Consider the following 19,480-nt stretch of genomic DNA (forward strand, 5'->3'; position numbering starts at 1 on the left):
TCACCCTCTTTATCTCCTAAATCATTCCAAACCAGAAAATCCACACCAAGAATACAGGTGCATCACCCACCATAATGCGCGCTTACGATGACGCGGACTTCTACCAGCGCGCCTTCGCGGCGGAGGCCGGCGGCCTCAATGGCGGTCCAGGCTGGGTAGGGTTTGGAGAAGAACTCGAGGCGGATGGAGTCAAACAGCTCGAAGTGCTCTCGCAAGCCTATATGGTAGCTGGTCATTTCGACGATGGCATCCATCTCGACATTCGCTTCATGGAGGATGCATTCGATTTTTTTGAAGGTGTTGCGGAACTGGGCCTCAGGGTCTTCCGGCATCTGGCCGCTCATATCCGCGCCAGTCATACCACTCAGGAAGATGTGGTTTCCTGAGAAGATGGCTGGTGACATGTTGAGCTCTTCTGAGACGGACTGAAACTCATGCGGAAGCACTAAACGCTTGACCATAAAATACCTTTCACGGCGCATCTCTAAGGAGTGTTGTTTACATTCAAAGACATGCAAACCTAAAACGCCCCCTGAACTTATCAGAGGGCGACACAAATCCAAATGGCATTGTCACATGCTGTTGCCTATTGCTTAAACTTGGATTCTATGAACTCAACGGCTTTACAAGGAATGTAGTTGCCGCGTCTGATCAGGTTGCGGGACTTAGATTTGTAGACCACATCTCTAAGCACCAGATACGCAGGCAGTTTGGCGCCGGAGCCGTAGACTTTCATGATCATTTCCGCCCATTTCTTTGCCAGATCACTTGGCTTATCGACGATAGGTACACCATTGTGCTTTTCACCGGTGTATTTGAGGATCAACTCCTTTTGAACCGCAGGCTTTGACAGGGCTGCCAGTGCACCTGTCAGCGAGGCTTCGTGATCCTTTGAACTGCCGTCTGTTTCTGTACGGCCACCTTCCGATGCACCGTCTGTCTCTTCGACTTCCTCTTCTTTTTCTTTGACGACGACATTGTAGAGATTCTTCTTGCCATTTGGGTCAGGCTTGAACTCGATCTCAAACATCATTGCCCAGGGCTGTTTACTTGCCCACTTCTTGATGTTCTTGAGGCTGGTACCCTTGCCCATTTTGGCGATAACCTGATCAAGAATGTTTTTCTGCAGAGCATCGAATGCTTCGTGAGCTTCGCCAAAACTTTCCAGCAGGCCCTCGCCTTTGGAACTAAGGAACTTCTCAAGCTCTGCTTTATGTGCTTGCAGTTTCTCAGCTTTGCGGGCCTGATCTGCTTTGAGGTCAGCCATATTGTCTGCGAGGTCAGCCAGATCTCCGGCCATATTTTTTGGTGCTGTGCGAAGCTTTTGAGCTGCCTGAACGGACTCTGAGGTATCCTTATAAGTCACCACGTGGACTTTCTTTTCAGGCTTGCCGCGCTTGAGTTTTCCTTTAAGGCCAGAGCGGTTTTCGCGATACCAGACTTCCTTCACCTCCATATAGTCAGGCAGTTGATCCGATATGTCCTGGCCTTGCTTTTGCGCTGTTAGCAGGGTTTTAGCCCATGCCATGGAGGCCTCGCTGGGTATGCCCACGAATGGCACGTCATCCGGCCCTTTTTCTCCTGTTTCACGATGAGACATGGAAGCCATCATCTGATCTGAGCGAAGGCCGTTGAAGACCAGCTCCGGAGTGTTTGCCAGATCTGTTTTGGTTACAGCTTTGTGGGGCATGTCCACGTGGTTGTCGACCATCGGGTCGCCCGTGTTTGCTTGCGTTTCCGGCGCTGTACGCTGTTCTGAGGTGATGGAGTACTCACGTCCTTCCTTCTTAATGCTGACCTTCACCATCGGCGCCCATGGCTGTGTCTCTGCCCATGCAAGGGTCTTCTTGACGTTGTTGCTCTTGCCAAGGTGGGTGTGCACCATTTCTTCTGCTGTGCGCTGCAATCCAGAGGAGGCGAAAACAGCTTTGGGCCGCTCATCAGACAGTTGTAGGACGGCTGCTTCAACCTCAGCTCCCCGACTGATTGCTGCTTCCACGCAGTTGGTGCAATTGAGCGCGAAAGCCATTTGTTTGGAGGTGGCGGTGCCATAGGCGATGGCTTCTTCTTCCAGCTCGGCCAGTCGTTTCTTTTCGCGATCCGTCACCGCATTCGCTTTGGCTTCGTGCAGGGTCTTCATCATGGTGTCGCCAAAGGCTTTTTCGTGCATCAACTCGTTGGTTGTGGCCACCAGCTCATTGCCCAGCACCTTCATATTCTGGCTGAAGAACATGATGGTTTCGCGCTGAGCAGTCTCCATCTGGTTGGAGGGTGTATCACTGGCCTGACGGAGATAGGCTCTGAACTCAGGCGCGGTTGCCTGATCCTGAAATGCTTCACGGGTGAGCTGGCGAGATTGTTTTTTCAACTCAATTTCGTGCTGCATCAGCACCATTTGCCGGGCTTTACTATCACTCTCCCCTAAGGTGCCTTTGACCAGTCGGTCCCATTTGACGGCCTCCGGGTCTGCATAGGCTGCGCCCAACGGGTCTTCATCATAGTGGGATTTTTGGGATTGATAGGAGTTGAGCCGCTCCGTGAAACCTTCAGTAGGTCTGATACCTGCATCACTCAAAGCGGCAGTCAGCGGGCGCTTTTTACGTTCTTCAGCCGGTGTGCCAGCAACCACATAATCTGCGATATCAGGGTCAATGGTCCAATCCGGGGTATCTTCATCAGTCTCCTGACCGATGGCGACCGTTGCCTCAGAGGGTCTGCTGGTGACGCTTGTGGAGCGTTTCTTCCGGGCACCACCAACGAGATCATGGAACTTCCAGTTCATCTCTGAATAGACTTTTTTCAGCCAATCATCGTATTTGGGGGCTGACTCTTGTCCTGGCATAGACACACCTCTCCTGACCTTGCGTCACACAAGAGGTTTACCACGTTCACATTGGCGTGATGATGGTGGTCTGGGGGCTTAGTTAGCGATTGGCTAGCGGCAAGGCCACAATGCAAAAGAAAAGCCCCGGCAGGCCGGGGCTCTCCTGATTATTCATCTGGCTTCACTGCGCTTATTTTAGGCGCTGCTGATCAGGCCCCGCCACCTTCGCACCAAACCGCAAGACCTTGTCTTGTGTTTACTGCATAGCTGTATGATTGGAGGGCCTATGCTATGAGCATACAGATCTTCTATAATCTGAGGCAACGACGCCTTGCGCTCTTAGGATGATCAATGGCAACATAATGTCTGATCTCGTTTTCGCATATTCCTCAAATTCTGCCCAATCTCCACCGCCTTCCATTAATGCCAATGTCATCCATGTTAACCCACATCGTTCATCTTTGAGGAAGGGCTTACCCAAGAACATGCCTCTACCAAGCTCCCATTGTGCTGTTTCACTACCTCTCTTTGCGAATTTTTCTAAGAGTATTTCGCGAGAGAGCGCTTTGAGCAAACCTTGATTGAGGCGCCGATTATAAGTCTGAACTTGATCTTTCACATAATCTAGATGTTCACTAGAGCGGCCCTCAGATTCTTTTATTTCTTCTTCGTGGTACTCGAATCTCCGAACCACGATCTCGTATATAGTTTGATGAGAAGGCACGCGGAACTGATATGCCAACTCAGCAATATCTAGAAGCTGCTCTGCGGTGAAATAATAACTCGAAAGAAGTTCAACGTAGAAGTCATGAGCAGGACCTTGGAGATGTTCAAGATTAAATTTGTAGCCCCAAAGCTCTTCGAGTCTTTGTTCCTGCCTTTTCCACTTTGCGGACGGTTCAAGGTCGGGAAACTCAAAGACGTGAACATCGAAATGAGAGTCGAGCCTCTGTGCGTCAAACTCGGTACCCAGCCCAACGTTTTCAACGAAAAGAGATGCGTAGGCGTCGACAATCCCTTTTCCCTCCAATTTCTGCGCTCTTATACCCCAATCAATTGCAGAATTAACATCTTCAGAAGCTCCCAATCCCAGCTTAAACATTTTGGATAGTTGCCGTGCTGCTTGCGGATTTCCCGCCTCGGCTAGTGCTTTAAAAGCTGGAAGAGCTTCTTCATAGCGTTCAGCATCGAACAAACTCACGGCCTCTTCATAGGAGACATAAGGTGCCTTAGGCGGTGTCGACTCTGCAAATGTAATTACCGGGACGAGCGAAAAGGAGAGTATCAAAACCAAAAATCGGATGCTTCGGGAAATCATTGCAAATGCCTGTAGTAATCATGCGAAACAATTAGTTGTAATGTTGTATAATACAACCATTACAGGCAAGCCTATTTGATATTAGTATTTTGCCAGTGTTTTATTCAATTCATTGCCCATCGACATGTAAAGCCGGACTGAGCTGGGTTTGAATAGCCGAGCGTTTGTCCTGAGCTCAACGAACCTGCATTTTTCTCCTAGAAGCAAGTTTAATGATATTGCCATGGAGTTGAAGCCTATTAGTGGCTGGGTTGCACAATGGCTGGCCACATGTCAGCTATGCTCACCAAGCAACATGCTGCAATAGCAAAGGCTCTTTGACTGATGAACCGCGGCTATAGCACTCGTTCAAAACGAGAGTTTCTTACTCTCCCGCACTTGCAAGATCTTTCTCCGAAAAACACAAAAGCCCCGAACAAACGGGGCTTTCATGCGTTTGCCGGTATCTCCAGTCGCGCTTACTTGAGGCGCTGAAGCACGGAGACGTAGTTGGCGACGGCTGCGCCGCCCATGTTGAAGATGCCGCCGAGTTCTGCGCCTTCTACCTGAATGCCACCAGCGGTGCCTGTGAGCTGCATGGCTGTGAGGGCGTGCATGGAAACACCGGTTGCGCCAATCGGGTGGCCTTTTGCCTTCAGGCCGCCAGATGGGTTGACCGGCAGTTTGCCGTCCTTCTGGGTCCAGCCTTCCAGAATAGCCTTTGCGCCCTGACCTTCTGGTACCAGCCCCATGGCTTCGTATTCAATCAGCTCAGCGATAGTGAAGCAGTCGTGAGTTTCAACGAAGGACAGGTCTTCGATGGTGATGTTGGCCATGGAGAGCGCACGCTTCCAAGCTTCGGTACAACCTTCGAACTTGAGGATGTCGCGCTTGGACATTGGCAGGAAGTCCTGCGCATGACCCATGCCGCGGAAGGCAACGGCTTTTTTCGCGGAGAGTGCTGTGGTGGTGTCGGTGAGGACGATGGCTGCTGCGCCATCGGAGACCAGCGAGCAGTCGGTGCGTTTCAGCGGGCCAGCCACGAACGGGTTCTTCTCGCTCTCGTTAAGGCAGAACTCGACGCCAAGATCCTTGCGCATCTGCGCATATGGGTTTTCGACGCCGTTCTTGTGGTTCTTTGCAGCAATATGGGCCAGCGCTTCGCTCTGGTCACCATGCTTCTGGAAGTACATGCCAGCGATTTTGCCGAAGACACCTGCGAAACCAGCCGGGGTGTCGCCATCTTCCGGAAGGTAGGAAGCTTTGAGCAAGTTCGCACCGATTTCACGGCCTGGCGTGGTGGTCATCTGCTCAACACCAACGACGAGCACGAACTTGGCGTCGCCTGCCTTGATGGATTTGACGCCCTGATGCACTGCTGCTGAGCCAGTCGCACATGCGTTTTCAACGCGGGTGGTTGGCTTGAAGCGCAGTTTGTCATCTGCCTGAAGCACGAGACTTGCTGTGAAATCCTGCTTCGAAAAACCTGCATTGAAGTGACCCAGAACGATCTCATCAATGTCTTCAGCGGCGAGACCGGCATCGGCAATCGCTTGCTTGGCAACTTTTGTGACTAGAGTCTCTACAGTCTCATCTGCCAGTTTGCCAAACGGTGTGTGTGCCCAACCAATAATTGCGGCCATTTTCTTCTCCCAAAGAAATTAAAGTGGGTGCCGAAAGTCTCGCCTCAAACCCGGCTCTCAAATGCGCGCAAATCGTTTCACCCCTGCGCGCGAGATGCAATCATACGGAAGTTGTAGTGAACGGGGCTATCCGAGGGACTTTATGCTAGGTTTTGTCGATCTGACAGTCATTTCCACCCAAGCAGGGTGATGGTTGCTGGTTAGCCTTCTCCGCGTGAGCAAGGTTAGACTGGCGGTGTGCGATGACTTTCTCATTCATCTCCCCTTATTTGATATTGATGGGTTTCTATTGGGTGAAAACAGTCCTTCATATTGAACGAATTTCGGAATGTGTATGGGGGAGTAAACTCTAGATTATTGCGGATAATCCAAGAGTTTGAGGCCCGATATCTCCACCCAGAGCAAAATCATCGACATTGCAGCAAAGCGAGCCCAGCAAGGAAGGCCAACCGCTGACGAGCGATCTGATGAGGCCCGCATTCCGATATCTGTTTTCATCATCGCGATGAATGAGGAAGACCGTATCGGACAGACGATTGCCAGCTGCATTCACTGGGCTGATGAGGTCATTGTGATTGACAGCGGATCTACGGACCAAACCGTCACCGTCGCCCAGCGCATGGGGGCACGTGTGCTGCACAATGACTGGAACGGGTATGGCTTGCAAAAGCGGTTTGGCGAGGACCAATGCCGGAATGACTGGATCCTGAACATTGATGCCGATGAGGTGGTTACGCCTGCATTGCGTGATGAGATACTGGGCTTGTTCCAGACCTCCGTTCTAGCGGAGAACGACTTTTGGGAGGTGGACATCTGCGATGTTTGGCCTCACGAAAAGACCGCTGCAAAACACGCTTACTCTCATAAGCAAATCCGACTTTACCGCAGGAGTGTAGGCCGTTTTTCTGCCAGCTCGGTGCATGACACAGTCCGTCCGCCCAGCGATGCCAAGGTGGGTATGCTGAAAGGGCATATGGACCACCGCAGTATTCCCAGTGTTGCCTTCCACTTTGAGAAGATGAACCGCTACTCCACCATGCAAGTGCATGAGATGCGTGGACGGGGTCGCAAGATGCCAAAGTCACGGCTGCTCTACGAGTTCCCCGCAGCCTTTCTGAAGGGCTATCTGGTGCGCGGATACTGCCGTTATGGCTGGTGGGGCCTAATTGCCTCGACCAATTACGCGGTTGGGCGATATCTGCGGGTCGCGAAGTCCATTGAAGCAGATCTTCTGGGCCAAGCACATGCATCTCAGAGGGGTTCAGCTGCTATGCGGCAAGATAAGACCTGAGTCAGCTTCCGCCCAGCATCCCAGATTTTTCAAAGAAACGACGCAACATAACAAACGCTTAGCTACCTTCGCAGCCTCTGCTGGAAGACAAAAAAGCTTAAGCAGATAGGTGGCTTATTCAATGGCTGAAAAGCAACAGCAGGACCCCGCCCCTCTTGTCAGCGTTTTGATCCCTGCGCGCAATGCTGCAAACACGCTTGGAGAAACTCTGAGCAGCCTGCTGGCACAAAGCTTCACCGATTTTGCTGTTGTGTTGGTAGATGATGCTTCTACTGATGAAACCCGTGAGATTGCCGAGCATTTTGCTGGTCATTTTCCAAAGGGCCGGTTTCAGATCCTTGAAGGGCCGGGTCAGGGGATCTCAAATGCCCTGAATACCGGACTTGCGGTAATTGAGAGCCCCTTGGTTGCCCGCCTTGATGCGGATGACTTGTCGGAGTCGCTTCGGCTGGAGCGGCAGGTCCGGATTATGAACCGGAACCCTGACTGGCAGTTGTGCGGAACAGAAGTTTCCGTGATTGACGAAGCCGGGCAGATCATTGACCAGATGGAATGCCCGAAAAGCTCGGTCGAAATCCGCAAACGCCTTTTTGAGAAGTGCTGCTTGTACCACCCGACTATCATGTTCCGCCGTGATGCTGTGCTGGCTCTTGGCGGGTATCGTCCGCATTTTGATGGTGCAGAGGATTATGACCTTTATCTGCGCTTGCTGGAATATGGGAAGATTGGCGCTCTTAACGAGCGGCTTGTTCGGTATCGGCTGCATCCAGGTCAGGTGACGGCACGCAGCGGACGACCTTACCGGATGGTGGCTGATATGGCGTTGCTCTGTGCTGTTGCGCGGTTGCATGATGAAGAGGAACCGAATTTCAGCGAGGATACATTGGCGAATGATGTGGGCCAAGCATTGCGTGCCGAACTTCGGGAACGCGGCTTCTCGCATATCTCGCCAAAGGTGGCGCGGCATATGGCACAGCGGATCAAAAAATCCAAGGCGCGGTTGGAGTATCTGAAGGGACTGCTATTTATTGAGAACGCGAAGGCCCGGAACTACAAGGAAGCAACCAAGGCGTTGTTGGTGTGAGGTTTTATTCTCAAGCTTGCAGTGATTGCACGGTCTCTACCATCTGTGATGAGCACGAGACAGCAATTCTCCTTGACGTCCAATGTGGGATTGCTCAGGGGCTGTAGAAGCAGACATTGTTATTCATGCAGGTACGCTTTTTTGTATGCGCCTGCCCTGCGACCGATCTTTCGCTGATCGAAGCGACCAGTTTCACATGCCCGCCCTACTCTGGCTTGGTCCACTGCGCTAATTCTATTGTGATTTTTTCTGGTCCGAACAGAAACACCAATTTTCTGTCGTTAAACTCCATGACTTCAGAGCGGGCTTTGAACCCGGCGGTTTGAAGCTTTGACAGTCTGTCCTCCAGATCATCAACCGCGAAACACAAGTGATTGTAACCTGTTCGGCAGAGGTCTTCGGGGTAAGGTTCACTACGTGGCTCTGGGTTGTGGTAGTGTAGCAGCTGAATTTCAAACCTTGGGCTATGGCCTTTCAGCACCAGCGTGACGTGCTCTGCTTCCAGTTCCGGAATGCCCATGTACTTTGAAAACACGGGACCGGAGATGACGAGAGATTTTTCTTCCTGAAAATCAAGCAGGGCAAAAAAGGAGCGCGCCTCCTCTAGATTGCGGACCGCCACCGTCACATGATCAGGGTGCATTTTGTTGGTCTCCTCGCATGCAGGTACACTCCGAAGCCGACTTACGCCCTCTACCAGCCTCATACCTCGATTGCTTTATTCTGACACGAGCATGTGGTCGATGAGACCCTGTGTATTGTCGGAACCGCTGACGAAGTCGTCCCACAGGCTCATGAGCATGTCATCATAGTTTTCTGCGATCTGCTGGATGTTGAAGAGACGAAGTACTCTTTCTCGTCCCGCCTCTGCCATGTCTTCGCGCATGGGTTGGTTATCAGCCAGATCGAGCAGTGCTGACGCAATTTCTTTGGGCGCTCTTGGGTTGATCACCTTGCCAGTTTCTCCGACCGCCTCCCACAAGCCGCCTGAATGCGTGGTGATCACCGCTGCACCGCAGCTCATGGCTTCAATCGCAGTGCGGCCAAACCCTTCTGCTACGATGGAGGGCACCACCGCGATGGATGATCTGGCGAGGCGTTTTTGGACATCTGAGGCATTGAGATTGGTCTCGATGGAGACGCTGGCAGCATGGTTTGAAAGCATTTGCCTGAGAGAGTTTGCAGTCGATTGCTCCCCTTCCTCGGTAACGGCCAGTACCAAGTTCAGTTTCCAGCCCGTTCGGTCCAGGCGGTCAGCGCAGGCAAGCCAAGCCTGGGCCAGGTCGAACACGCCTTTGTCTTCCCGCGCTCGGCCTACATAGATCACCGAGTTTTCTTTGGGAGCTGGGGACCAGAGGTCGCAATCTATGCCGTTGGGCACGACAACACTGCGGGCTTTCACTCCGGTGAAATTCTCGCAGAAATTATTGCGTGCATCCTCGCCAACCCAGATGATGCCTGCGAGGCGGTTCATTTTGCGAGTATACTTCCAGCGTTTGAAGGCGCTGTTGCGCTCAAACCTGCCATGCCTGTGCAAGACCACAGGGGTGCCCGGAAAATCCGTGATGATCTGAAACGCTGTTTCCAGATGCTGATGCACGACAATCAGTTGCGGGCCGAACTCTGACAGCGGGTCGTAAAACCTTGCTGGAGTTGGCTTTTTACCCGGTTCTGTCACTGCTAAAACATCAACATCCTCAAAAAGATCCTCCTCGCCCCCTGCAAAGATACGCAGGTTGCCTTTGTTCTGGCTATGAAGCGCAAGATCATGAGCGCACAGATCTATTGATGTGGCTCGAGACTGGCAAAAATGCATGTTACGCGGCATTACGATTGCAGTTCTCAATGCGGCCCCCACTCTACTGTTTGCATTCAGCAAAGCTTGAAGTGCGCGGACTGTACATTCCTTAGAAGTCTTCCTTCTAAAATCAGGGGTGCTTCTTTAAGGAGGTGAAAATCCCTGATGCTCCCTGGGCTACATCTGTGGGAGGGGGTGCTCTTCCTGCTTGTAATTGGCGGAAAACAAAGGCAATAGAGCTGTGAATGTCATTGGCTGGAACCTCAATGACCTTAAGCGGATTGGATGGATCTTTGACAAAGCACGTTGCAATCATCGGGGCAGGCCCCGCCGGGCTGTTTGCTGCTCAACATCTGGCAGAAGCCGACGTGCGCGTGAGCCTCTTTGATCAACGCCCCTCTCCTGCCCGCAAGTTTTTGATGGCTGGGCTTGGGGGGCTCAATCTAACCCACAGTGAGGATCTGGAGGTTTTTCTGAGCCGCTACCGTCCTGCACACGCGCAATTGCTGAAGTCGGTGCGAGATTTTCCTCCTGCTGCACTGCGGGAATGGAGCGCGGGGTTGGGACAACCAACGTTTGAAGGCTCGAGTGGCAAGGTATTTCCTGAGAGTTTCAAGGCCTCTCCGCTGTTGCGGAATTGGTTGAAACGGCTTGATCAGCACGGTGTGACTCTACATACCAATACTCGTTGGCATGGATTTGATGAAGCTGGAAGTGTGCTGCTGCAGAAAGGCAATGAGCCCATTGAAGCACAGGCATTTGACGCTGTGCTGTTGGCGCTTGGAGGAGGTTCCTGGGCGAAACTTGGGTCTGATGGAGCGTGGGTTTCGACATTGCGTAACAAGCAGATTGAAGTGAACGCGCTACTCCCTGCCAATTGCGGATTTGAGATTGCGTTTTCGGATCACTTCAAGAACCGTTACAAAGGTACCCCCCTGAAGAAGGTTGCCGTGTCCCACGGAGAGCGCCGTGTTGTTGGCGATGCCATGCTGGATGCTTCTGGGATTGAAGGCGGCGTGATCTATGCGCTCTCAGCTGATCTGCGTGATGCAATCCTTGCAACAGGGGCGGCCCAGATTGAGATTGACCTGAAGCCGGACGTTTCCGCTGATAAACTCGCGTCTAAACTGAAGCGGCCTCGTGGCAAGCAATCCATGAGCAACTACCTGCGTAAGGCGACTGGTTCGCCTGCTGCCGCTATCGCTTTGATGCGGGAAGCCGGGCCACTTCCGACTGAGGCTGATGAACTGGCGGTGCGTATCAAGGCATTGCCGTTGCAGCTGACAGCGCCACGGCCTATTGACCGGGCAATCTCCAGCGCGGGCGGCATTTCGTTTGACGAAATCGACGAGCACTACATGCTCACCAAACTGCCGGGTGTGTTTGTGGCAGGCGAGATGCTGGACTGGGAAGCTCCAACGGGTGGCTATCTGCTGCAGGCGGTGTTTGCCACAGGCCGCTCTGCTGCACTTGGCATGAACGCGTTCCTTCAGGACTGACGGGTTTGGAACTGACGCCTGTAGGCAGTTGGTGTGGTGCCATATTTGCTTCGGAAGTGATGCCGCAAGGTTGCTGCTGAGCCGAACCCACACAGGTGGGAGAGCCTCTCCATATCCATAGTTTCCATTGCTTCCAGCAGGTGTTTTGCCGTCTCTAATTGCTTGGTACGTCGCCATTCTGCGGGCGCCAGTCCGGTTACCTTTGAGAACTTGCGAATGAAGGTGCGTTGGCTCATGCCCATCAGATCTGCCATTTCTGGCACGGACATGGTGTAGGCGCGCTTCTTCTCCAGTTCTTCAAAAAGCGAGGCAAAGCGTTTGCTTTCTCGTTCATCTGGTACAGGCTGCTCTGCAAACTGGGTTTGCGTTCCTTCCCTGAACGGAGGCGCGACCAGTCGTTTGGCAACGCTGTTGGCGATCTGTGAACCGTAATCCTGCCGGATGATGTGGAGCGCGAGGTCAATGCCTGCTGCACTGCCTGCGGAGGTAAACACCCTGTCGGTCTCCGAGTAGAGCCGGTCTTCTTCCACGTTGATGGACGGAAACTCTGTTTGCAGCGCCTCGGCATAACGCCAGTGCGTGGTAGCTGTGCGGCCATTGAGTAAGCCCGACTGCGCCAGAACGAAAGCGCCGGAGCAGATGGAAGCAACACGGGCTCCACGATTGTAGGCCGTGCACAGGGCCTCAATCAGGTCCTCCGGCACCGGGGTATCAATGCCACGCCAGCCGGGGATGAGGATGATGTCGGCGTGCTCCAGCGCTTCCAGCTGCTTTTCTGCGTTGATTTCCAGACCACCCGCGGCTCGGATAGGGCCGTCCTCGATGGCAACGGTCTCATATCTGTACCAATTCGCGCCAAGCTCTGGTCTTGGCAGGCCGAACAGCTCGTAGGCCTGACCGAACTCGAATGTGCACAAACCGTCGTAGATGAGCGTTGCAACAAGCGGGCCTTCAGGGCCGCGAGGTGTAGATTGGACCATCGGAAAATTCAACTCAAACAAGATTGGCGTATTTTTTACGAATATAGTCATTTGAGCCAGTTTTTTACAACCGGGAAATTCTCCAGATTACGTGAGCAGGCGAAAATCCTGTCATCACCCAAGACAGCTTGCCGAGGCACCCCTCATGTAAGCTGCTTTAAAATAAGTATTTTTGGTGCTCGACTCCCTAATTGAGAGCATCCTTGCAGATTTGGAGAAGTACATGTCCCCACGCGCACTCGAATATTCCCCAGCAGACCCAAAGCTGGCACTCTCGCATTTCCGTTCAATCCTGCAGTTCGAAACAGATTGCTCTGATGTGCAAGCAGATCTGGCAGATGGCACTGCAGAGTTTGTTTTGCTTGATGTTCGCGGTGCTGCCCGCTTTGCGAAAGGACACGTGGATGGTGCGATCTGTCTGCATCACCGCGATCTGACTGAAGCGAACCTTGCCAAGTGGCCAATGGATACTGTGTTTGTCGTCTATTGCGCTGGGCCGCATTGCAACGGGGCAGACAAGGCCGCCTATAACCTCTCCCGCTTGGGACGTCCGGTGAAGATTATGCTGGGCGGTATGACTGGCTGGATCGATGAAGGCTTTGAGCTGGTTTCCTCGAAAGCTTTACAGCCCGCTTAAATAACAAGCACCGAGGCTTAGCCTCGGTATGTCCCCAAAATCGCATGGATTTATTAGAGCACAGAAGCAATGTAACTAAGTATGCTACATATTAATATCAACTTCGGTCATATTTATCATGCAGTTATTTTTTACTTTAGCTTACCTATTTATTGGCTTTGTACAGCTCTTCGCCATCATGGACGGCATCGATTACGCTTTGGATATTGGCAGTGTTTTAAGCGCTATTCTCGCATTCATCGTCACATATATCCCTCTTTTAGGTTCTGGATTAGGCATTTACGGTGCAATTAATGCTTGGGACTGGTCAACATTGCAGGCATTTGCCCTCTTCTTATGGTATGTTCCCGTTCTTTTGCTTTTCGCTATTTTTTCACGAAGCTAAGATTAGTTACGCTGCAGGTTCTTTGTGATGCACCCTACGGAAGATTGGTTTTCTTTGAGCACAAGGCGCAATCGAAGCAGTTATATTTTTGCTACCGTGATGCTAAATTTATTCTTGGCTATAGTTTTTTCAGCTTTGTATTTTTTTGAAGCTTCATATAGCTCAGGCCTATTCATTGCAGCAACCTTCGTAGTCCTATATGCGCTCGCAAATTTTACTTTGACAGCACAAAGGCTTCGAGATTTCGATGTTTCTGGCTGGTTAGCTCTTCTGTGGATACCAATTATTATTTTGCCTAAACCATTTTCACTAGCCGCACTCTTAGCCGGTTTCATCATTCTAGCGACACTACCGGGGACAAGAGGCGCCAATAGATACGGACCAGATCCTCTTTCACAGTAAATATTAAGGTGACCCTCATAAAAAAGGCACCGAGGTGGGAGGATACCTCGGTGCCAAACAAAGCAGGCATAAAAAGGCCGATTGGGAGGGGAGGTACGGCCTTTAAAATCGTCGGGGTAAGACAACCTGCCTTGAAACAAGGGAGACCCACCAAGCAATGGAAACGGGTCACCCTTCAGTTGTCCGCATAGTGATATGCAGATAATCCCTTTTCAGGACTTATTGTTATTTTGGTAATACTGACTGCAAAGCACTCAGTACTTAATGACGCCCTGTTAAACCAGTGTTCTTATTGCTATTGAAGGTATCAGGATCTTGTTATCATCAGGTTGTCAGAGATGGTGAACAAACACTTAGCCGACACACCTGCAGAGAGACGCGGCCTAACGGCTAATTGAGGTGTAAACAGGGCAAAATACGGCTTTTCCATGGCGCATGGCCGTCAGCTTGTCGCAGTGAAAGCGAGAGCAACCACAATGGCTTACAGTAAATTGCGATTTTTATCTGCTTTAACTGGCAACACAAAGAGTAATTGCAAATAATTGACAAGCTTACAGATCACAAAAATCGATTTTTGATAAAAAATTATGGCTAGATGAAATTTATTTTCGAAAACAGCAAATACAAGTGATCTGCTCAAACCTTAACAATTTGGCTCAATCTGGAATCATTGACTCCTTCCTAAATACATGCGTCAACTATCTTTACGTTGTTTAAGGGCAGGCTTGCGAAGTCTTTTGAAGCGGTGTTTGCGTTTAAGACGGCCCCGAGACAACGTGGGAGGGGGTTCATTATGCATAAATTACTAAGGGCCGCGGCAGTTAGCCTGGCGGCCAGCGCGTTTGCGCTTTCTGTTTCTTCAAATATTTCCTCTGCGGAAGAGCCAATCAAGATCGCCCATGTCTATGGTAAAACCGGTCCCTTTGAGGCCTATGCCAAGCAGTCTCATGTGGGTTTGATGATGGGGCTGGAATATGCCACTGGCGGCACAATGGAAATTGACGGCCGCAAAATTGAGGTCATCGAAAAAGACAGCCAGCTCAAGCCGGATATCGGACGTGCCATGCTGGCCGAGGCTTATGGCGATGATGAGGTTGATCTAGCAATTGGGCCGGTCTCCTCTGGTGTTGCCTTGGCGATGCTCTCAATTGCGGAGGAATACGAGAAGCTTCTGATCGTGGAGCCTGCCGTTGCTGACAGCATCACTGGCGCCAACTTCAACCGCTACATCTTCCGCACATCGCGGAATTCCTCTCAGGATGCGATTGCGAATGCTGTTGCCCTTGGGCAGGACGGTGCTTCTATTGCCACTCTGGCGCAGGATTATGCGTTTGGGCGTGATGGCGTGGCTGCGTTCCGCAATGCAATTGAAAAGACCAATGCCAAACTTGTGTTTGAAGAGTACGCGCCAACGGACACCAAGGACTTCACCGCGAGTGCCCAGCGTATCTTTGAGGCACTGAAGGGTCAGGAGGGACGCAAGTTCCTGTTTGTGATCTGGGCTGGTGGCGGAAACCCGCTGGCGAAAATCAACGCGATGAACCCGGAACGTCATGGGATTGAGATTGCAACAGGCGGCAATATTTTGGCAGCTCTGAAAGCCTATAAGGCCATGCCGGGCATGGAAGGCGCGACCTACTATTACTACGAGATCCCTCAGAACCCAGTGAATGACTGGTTGGTGAAGGAGCATAAGGCTCGTTACAGCTCACCGCCGGACTTCTTTACGGCAGGTGGTATGGCGGCTGGCATTGCGGCTGTTGAAGCGATCCGCAAGGCTGGCTCCACGGATACGGAAGAGCTGATTACTGCGATGGAAGGCATGGAGTTTGAAGGGCCGAAGGGGCTGATGAAATTCCGCGCAGAGGATCATCAGGCATTGCAGTCCATGTACCACTTCAAGATCCGCGTGGACCCTGAGGTTGAATGGGGCATTCCTGAGCTGGTGCGTGAACTCAAAATTGAGGACATGGATATCCCAGTTCAGAACCAGTAGGTCCCAGTTTTACATAGCTCAGAGAGGGAGCGGACCACCTGCTCTCTCTGCTAAATCGCAAAAGATAACGCTCTGAAACCATGAGACATTTCTGCAGAATTGCTGACCTCATCCTCAGTTACAGATTGTCCCGCTCATGGATTATCAGAGCCTCAAAGAGCGAAGTACAAGACCATGGACATTCTCTTAAAGCTGTTTTTGCCGCTTTCGCTGGCGTTCATCATGTTCTCCCTCGGGATCTCCCTCACACTGCAAGACTTTAAACGTGTGTTGCAGATGCCGCGGGCTTTCAGCATTGGTATGCTAGGGCAATTGCTGGTGTTGCCCGTTATTGCCTTTCTCATTTTGCAAGTGGTGGAGCTGGAGCCTGCCATGGCATTTGGTGTGATGCTGCTTGCCTTCGCACCCGGTGGCGTCACCTCCAACATGCTGACACGGTTCAGCGGCGGGTCTGTAGCACTGGCGGTGTCGCTCACGGCAGTAACCAGTGTGCTGTGTGTGCTGACGGTGCCGGTTTTTGCAGCGGCATCCGCAAACTACTTTCTTGGCGCAGCCATGCCCAAGATTGATGTGACGTCCATTGGCATTTCCATGGCACTGATTACGGCTGTTCCCGTTGCGATTGGGGTTCTCGTCAATCATATGGCGCCATCGTTTACCGCGGCAATTTCCAAAGTGGTGTCGCTGTTGGCCTCCGTACTGTTTGTGGTGATCGTGCTTGGAGCCATTGCCACCAACTGGTCTGTGCTGACGGCTAACATTCTGGAACTGGGGCCAGTCCTTATTCTGCTGAATGTGGTGATGTTGCTGATTGGGTATGGCGGCGCCAAGCTTATGAAGCTCTCGCATCCTGACAGTGTTGCGATTGCAATGGAGGTGGGCGTCCAAAATGCCACGCTTGGGATAACCGTTGGGGCTTTGATCGCGATGAACGGCGAAGCGTTGCCGCCGTACAGTCTGGCCTCCGGCATTTACGGCATCACCATGTATGGCTGCGCCTTCCTCTTCATCCTCTGGGCACGGCGGAAAGCACGGGCAAATCCGAGCCTTCGTGCCCTAAGTGAACTCTCATAAAGGGCAGGTCTTTGGAATTGCAGAAAGACGAGAAGCCGGTTCTGAGTACGCGTGATCTGACCATTCGTTTTGGTGGTCATGTGGCTGTTGATGCAGTGTCCTGCGATTTTCATCGCGGGACACTGACTACCATTGTAGGGCCGAATGGAGCGGGCAAGACCACTTACTTCAACCTGATTTCCGGTCAGCTCTCTGCCAGTGCCGGTCACGTCTGGTTTAATGGCGAAGACATCACGCGCCTTTCAGTTGCCGACAGGACGCTGCGTGGCATCGGGCGGGCGTTTCAGATGACCAATCTGTTTCCCGGCCTGAGCGTGCGGGAGAATGCACGACTGGCGGTGCAGGCTCATCAACGGATGGGCATGGATTTGTTTTCCATGGCGGACAGTCATGTGGAGCTTATTGAACGGGCAGAGCACATTCTTGCAGAGGTGCATTTGCTGGATAAGGCCGAGCAGATCACTTCTGAACTATCGCATGGAGATCAGCGCAAGCTGGAGGTGGCGCTGATGATTGCCATTGGTCCGCAGGTACTGATGTTTGATGAACCAACGGCTGGCATGAGCGTTGATGAAGTGCCCATAGTACTCGACCTGATCCGCGAGCTGAAGCAGGACAAGGACCGCACAATTTTGCTGGTTGAGCACAAGATGGATGTGATCCGCTCCCTGGCTGATCGGATTATCGTGCTGCACAATGGAGAGCTGGTGGCAGATGGGGACCCTGCTGAGGTGATCGCCTCTCCTGTGGTTCAGCAGGCTTATCTGGGTGTTGCGCCTGAAGAGAAAACAGAGGGTGCGCATGTCTGATGCTCTTCTCAGCCTAAACGGCATTCACACGCATATTGGCCCCTACCACATTTTGCAGGGCGTTGATCTTGAGGTTCCACGCGGTGGTGTCACGGTTCTGCTTGGGCGGAATGGCGCTGGCAAAACGACGACACTGCGAACCATCATGGGCCTGTGGCAAGCCTCGCAAGGTACGATCCGTTTTGATGGAGCGGCAATTCAGAAAGAGACGACACCGGCCATTGCCCAGCGTGAGATTGCTTTTGTGCCCGAGGATATGGGCATCTTCTCTGACCTGACCGTGCATGAAAACATGCTTTTGGCGGCACGGGGTGGAGCGATTGATGAGGAGCGGCTGGGATGGATTTTTGGCCTGTTCCCTCCCCTCAAAACATTCTGGCAGAGTGCGGCAGGTAATCTTTCTGGCGGACAAAAGCAGATGCTGGCCGTTGCTCGTGCGATCATTGAGCCGAGGAAACTGATCCTGATTGATGAGCCGACCAAAGGGCTGGCACCTGCGATCATCAACGCCATGATTGCAGCCCTGAAAGAGCTGAAAGAGCTGAAAGAGATGCAGACCACGATATTGCTGGTGGAGCAGAACTTTTCCATGGCGCGGGCGGTGGGAGACACTGTGGCCGTGATGGATGACGGGCGGATTGTTTATTCCGGCGACATGGCAGAGCTGGCAGCAGATACTGGATTGCAGGAGCGGTTGATGGGACTTTCACTGGAGGCACACCAATGAGCAACAGCCTGATTAAACCACGCATCGAGCGCCCTTCCCTTTCTCAGATAATCGAGGCAAAAGCACCGCTGTTTCTTGTACCTGTGCTGATGCTAATTGGCCTGCTCGCGATTGGTTCCGGCTCCACCTGGTTGACGCTGACGGCGGCGGGGCTGGCGATGGGGATGATGATTTTCATTATGGCATCCGGCCTTACCGTGATCTTTGGCCTGATGGACGTGATCAACTTTGGGCATGGCGCCTTTATCTCGCTTGGAGCCTTTGCAGGGTTCACCATTTTAGGTCTGTTAGGCGGCTGGATCGAAAGCCCCAGTATTGCGCTTAATCTGGGGGCAGTTCTGCTTGCTGTGGCATTTGCCATGCTGGTGACGGGCCTTGCAGGCTATGGCTTTGAGCGGCTGATTGTGAAGCCGGTTTATGGCCAGCACCTCAAGCAAATCCTCGTGACCATGGGTGGGCTCGTTGTGACCCAGCAGCTGATCTATGTGATTTGGGGGCCGGATGAGATTGTACTGGCGCGGCCTGCAGCTTTTCAGGGATCCTTTGTGGTGCTGGGCGCGGCCATTGAGAAGTACCGTGTGCTGGCCATTGTGATCGGACTGGCATTGTTTGTTGCCATGCGGCTGGTGCTTAATCGGACACGCATCGGGTTGCTGGTGCGGGCTGGCGTTCAGAATGGCGAGATGGTGGAGGCCCTGGGTTATCCGATAAAGAAGCTGTTTCTGGCAGTCTTTATGGTGGGCTGTGCGCTGGCAGGGCTCGGCGGTGTGATGTGGGGCATGTATCAGGAAACCATTAGTGCTCATATGGGGGCTGAGGTGATGATCTCCGTGTTCATCGTGGTGATCATCGGCGGGCTGGGGTCCATTGAGGGCTGTTTCATCGGCGCGATGCTTGTGGGCTTGCTGACCAATTACACTGGCTTCCTCATCCCCAAACTGGCTCTGGTTTCGACGATCCTGCTGATGGGAGCTGTGCTGATGTGGCGGCCTCAGGGGCTTTACCCCGTTGTCAAAGCACATTGAGGAGTTTGT

The 19,480-nt window shown here is 52.3% G+C and carries 18 protein-coding genes; 11 read left to right on the forward strand and 7 right to left on the reverse strand.

Going from position 1 to position 19,480, the window contains the following annotated elements; all coding sequences use genetic code 11:
* Positions 1 to 62: 62 nt before the first annotated feature.
* The 4 genes from BM231_RS09185 to BM231_RS09200 form a co-directional block, all read right to left on the reverse strand.
* On the reverse strand, positions 63 to 461 hold the full coding sequence (locus BM231_RS09185; protein ID WP_093518736.1) for a RidA family protein: 399 nt from the start codon (positions 459 to 461) through the stop codon (positions 63 to 65).
* Between the two features lie 125 nt (positions 462 to 586).
* Positions 587 to 2,842 (reverse strand): hypothetical protein, encoded by a 2,256-nt coding sequence (locus BM231_RS09190; protein ID WP_093518738.1) that lies wholly within the window; start codon positions 2,840 to 2,842, stop codon positions 587 to 589.
* Between the two features lie 271 nt (positions 2,843 to 3,113).
* The gene (locus BM231_RS09195; protein ID WP_139226346.1) at positions 3,114 to 4,025 is read right to left on the reverse strand and encodes a hypothetical protein; all 912 of its coding nucleotides are present in this window, start codon (positions 4,023 to 4,025) and stop codon (positions 3,114 to 3,116) included.
* Positions 4,026 to 4,600: 575 nt separating this feature from the next.
* Positions 4,601 to 5,764, reverse strand: coding sequence for an acetyl-CoA acetyltransferase (locus tag BM231_RS09200; protein WP_093518742.1), 1,164 nt, complete (start codon positions 5,762 to 5,764; stop codon positions 4,601 to 4,603).
* A gap of 376 nt (positions 5,765 to 6,140) precedes the next feature.
* On the opposite strand from BM231_RS09200, the gene BM231_RS09205 reads away from it, so the two are divergent.
* Together BM231_RS09205 and BM231_RS09210 are read left to right on the forward strand one after the other, a co-directional pair.
* Positions 6,141 to 7,055, forward strand: coding sequence for a glycosyltransferase family 2 protein (locus BM231_RS09205; protein ID WP_093518744.1), 915 nt, complete (start codon positions 6,141 to 6,143; stop codon positions 7,053 to 7,055).
* A gap of 121 nt (positions 7,056 to 7,176) precedes the next feature.
* Positions 7,177 to 8,139, forward strand: a complete 963-nt coding sequence (locus tag BM231_RS09210; protein WP_093518746.1) for a glycosyltransferase family 2 protein — start codon at positions 7,177 to 7,179, stop codon at positions 8,137 to 8,139.
* A gap of 205 nt (positions 8,140 to 8,344) precedes the next feature.
* Here the strand turns inward: BM231_RS09210 and BM231_RS09215 are convergent, their stop codons facing one another.
* Both BM231_RS09215 and BM231_RS09220 read right to left on the reverse strand, forming a co-directional pair.
* Positions 8,345 to 8,782 (reverse strand): VOC family protein, encoded by a 438-nt coding sequence (locus tag BM231_RS09215; protein WP_208860231.1) that lies wholly within the window; start codon positions 8,780 to 8,782, stop codon positions 8,345 to 8,347.
* A 75-nt stretch (positions 8,783 to 8,857) separates the two neighbouring features.
* Complete coding sequence (locus BM231_RS09220; protein WP_208860232.1) at positions 8,858 to 9,985, reverse strand: glycosyltransferase family 4 protein; 1,128 nt, start codon at positions 9,983 to 9,985, stop codon at positions 8,858 to 8,860.
* Positions 9,986 to 10,182: 197 nt separating this feature from the next.
* Between BM231_RS09220 and BM231_RS09225 the strand changes: the two genes are divergently transcribed.
* Positions 10,183 to 11,436: a TIGR03862 family flavoprotein gene (locus BM231_RS09225; RefSeq protein WP_208860233.1), complete on the forward strand. Its 1,254-nt coding sequence runs from the start codon at positions 10,183 to 10,185 to the stop codon at positions 11,434 to 11,436.
* Here the strand turns inward: BM231_RS09225 and ftrA are convergent.
* Positions 11,427 to 12,416 carry a transcriptional regulator FtrA gene (gene ftrA / locus BM231_RS09230; protein ID WP_093519141.1) on the reverse strand — a complete coding sequence of 330 codons (990 nt, stop codon included), beginning with the start codon at positions 12,414 to 12,416 and terminating at the stop codon, positions 11,427 to 11,429. The two genes, BM231_RS09225 and ftrA, sit on opposite strands and share 10 nt — an antisense overlap.
* Before the next feature lie 223 nt (positions 12,417 to 12,639).
* Between ftrA and BM231_RS09235 the strand changes: the two genes are divergently transcribed.
* From BM231_RS09235 to BM231_RS09270, 8 genes are all read left to right on the forward strand, one after another.
* Positions 12,640 to 13,053 (forward strand): rhodanese-like domain-containing protein, encoded by a 414-nt coding sequence (locus BM231_RS09235; RefSeq protein ID WP_093518750.1) that lies wholly within the window; start codon positions 12,640 to 12,642, stop codon positions 13,051 to 13,053.
* A 118-nt stretch (positions 13,054 to 13,171) separates the two neighbouring features.
* Complete coding sequence (locus tag BM231_RS09240) at positions 13,172 to 13,438, forward strand: hypothetical protein (protein WP_093518752.1); 267 nt, start codon at positions 13,172 to 13,174, stop codon at positions 13,436 to 13,438.
* Between the two features lie 99 nt (positions 13,439 to 13,537).
* Positions 13,538 to 13,840, forward strand: a complete 303-nt coding sequence (locus BM231_RS27540; protein ID WP_425287816.1) for a DUF805 domain-containing protein — start codon at positions 13,538 to 13,540, stop codon at positions 13,838 to 13,840.
* 793 nt (positions 13,841 to 14,633) lie between these two features.
* Positions 14,634 to 15,836: a substrate-binding domain-containing protein gene (locus BM231_RS09250; RefSeq protein ID WP_093518756.1), complete on the forward strand. Its 1,203-nt coding sequence runs from the start codon at positions 14,634 to 14,636 to the stop codon at positions 15,834 to 15,836.
* Positions 15,837 to 16,010: 174 nt separating this feature from the next.
* On the forward strand, positions 16,011 to 16,910 hold the full coding sequence (locus BM231_RS09255; protein WP_093518758.1) for a bile acid:sodium symporter family protein: 900 nt from the start codon (positions 16,011 to 16,013) through the stop codon (positions 16,908 to 16,910).
* A gap of 17 nt (positions 16,911 to 16,927) precedes the next feature.
* Entirely contained in the window at positions 16,928 to 17,719 is a 792-nt protein-coding gene (locus BM231_RS09260; protein ID WP_093519143.1) for an ABC transporter ATP-binding protein, read from the forward strand.
* A complete protein-coding gene (locus BM231_RS09265) occupies positions 17,712 to 18,446 on the forward strand; it encodes an ABC transporter ATP-binding protein (protein ID WP_093518760.1) in 735 nt (244 codons plus the stop codon). The genes BM231_RS09260 and BM231_RS09265 overlap by 8 nt, the downstream gene beginning before the upstream one ends.
* A complete protein-coding gene (locus BM231_RS09270; RefSeq protein WP_093518762.1) occupies positions 18,443 to 19,471 on the forward strand; it encodes a branched-chain amino acid ABC transporter permease in 1,029 nt (342 codons plus the stop codon). The genes BM231_RS09265 and BM231_RS09270 overlap by 4 nt, the downstream gene beginning before the upstream one ends.
* Positions 19,472 to 19,480: the final 9 nt, after the last annotated feature.

Source organism: Pseudovibrio ascidiaceicola, assembly GCF_900114245.1.
GTDB classification, from domain to species: Bacteria; Pseudomonadota; Alphaproteobacteria; order Rhizobiales; family Stappiaceae; genus Pseudovibrio; species Pseudovibrio ascidiaceicola.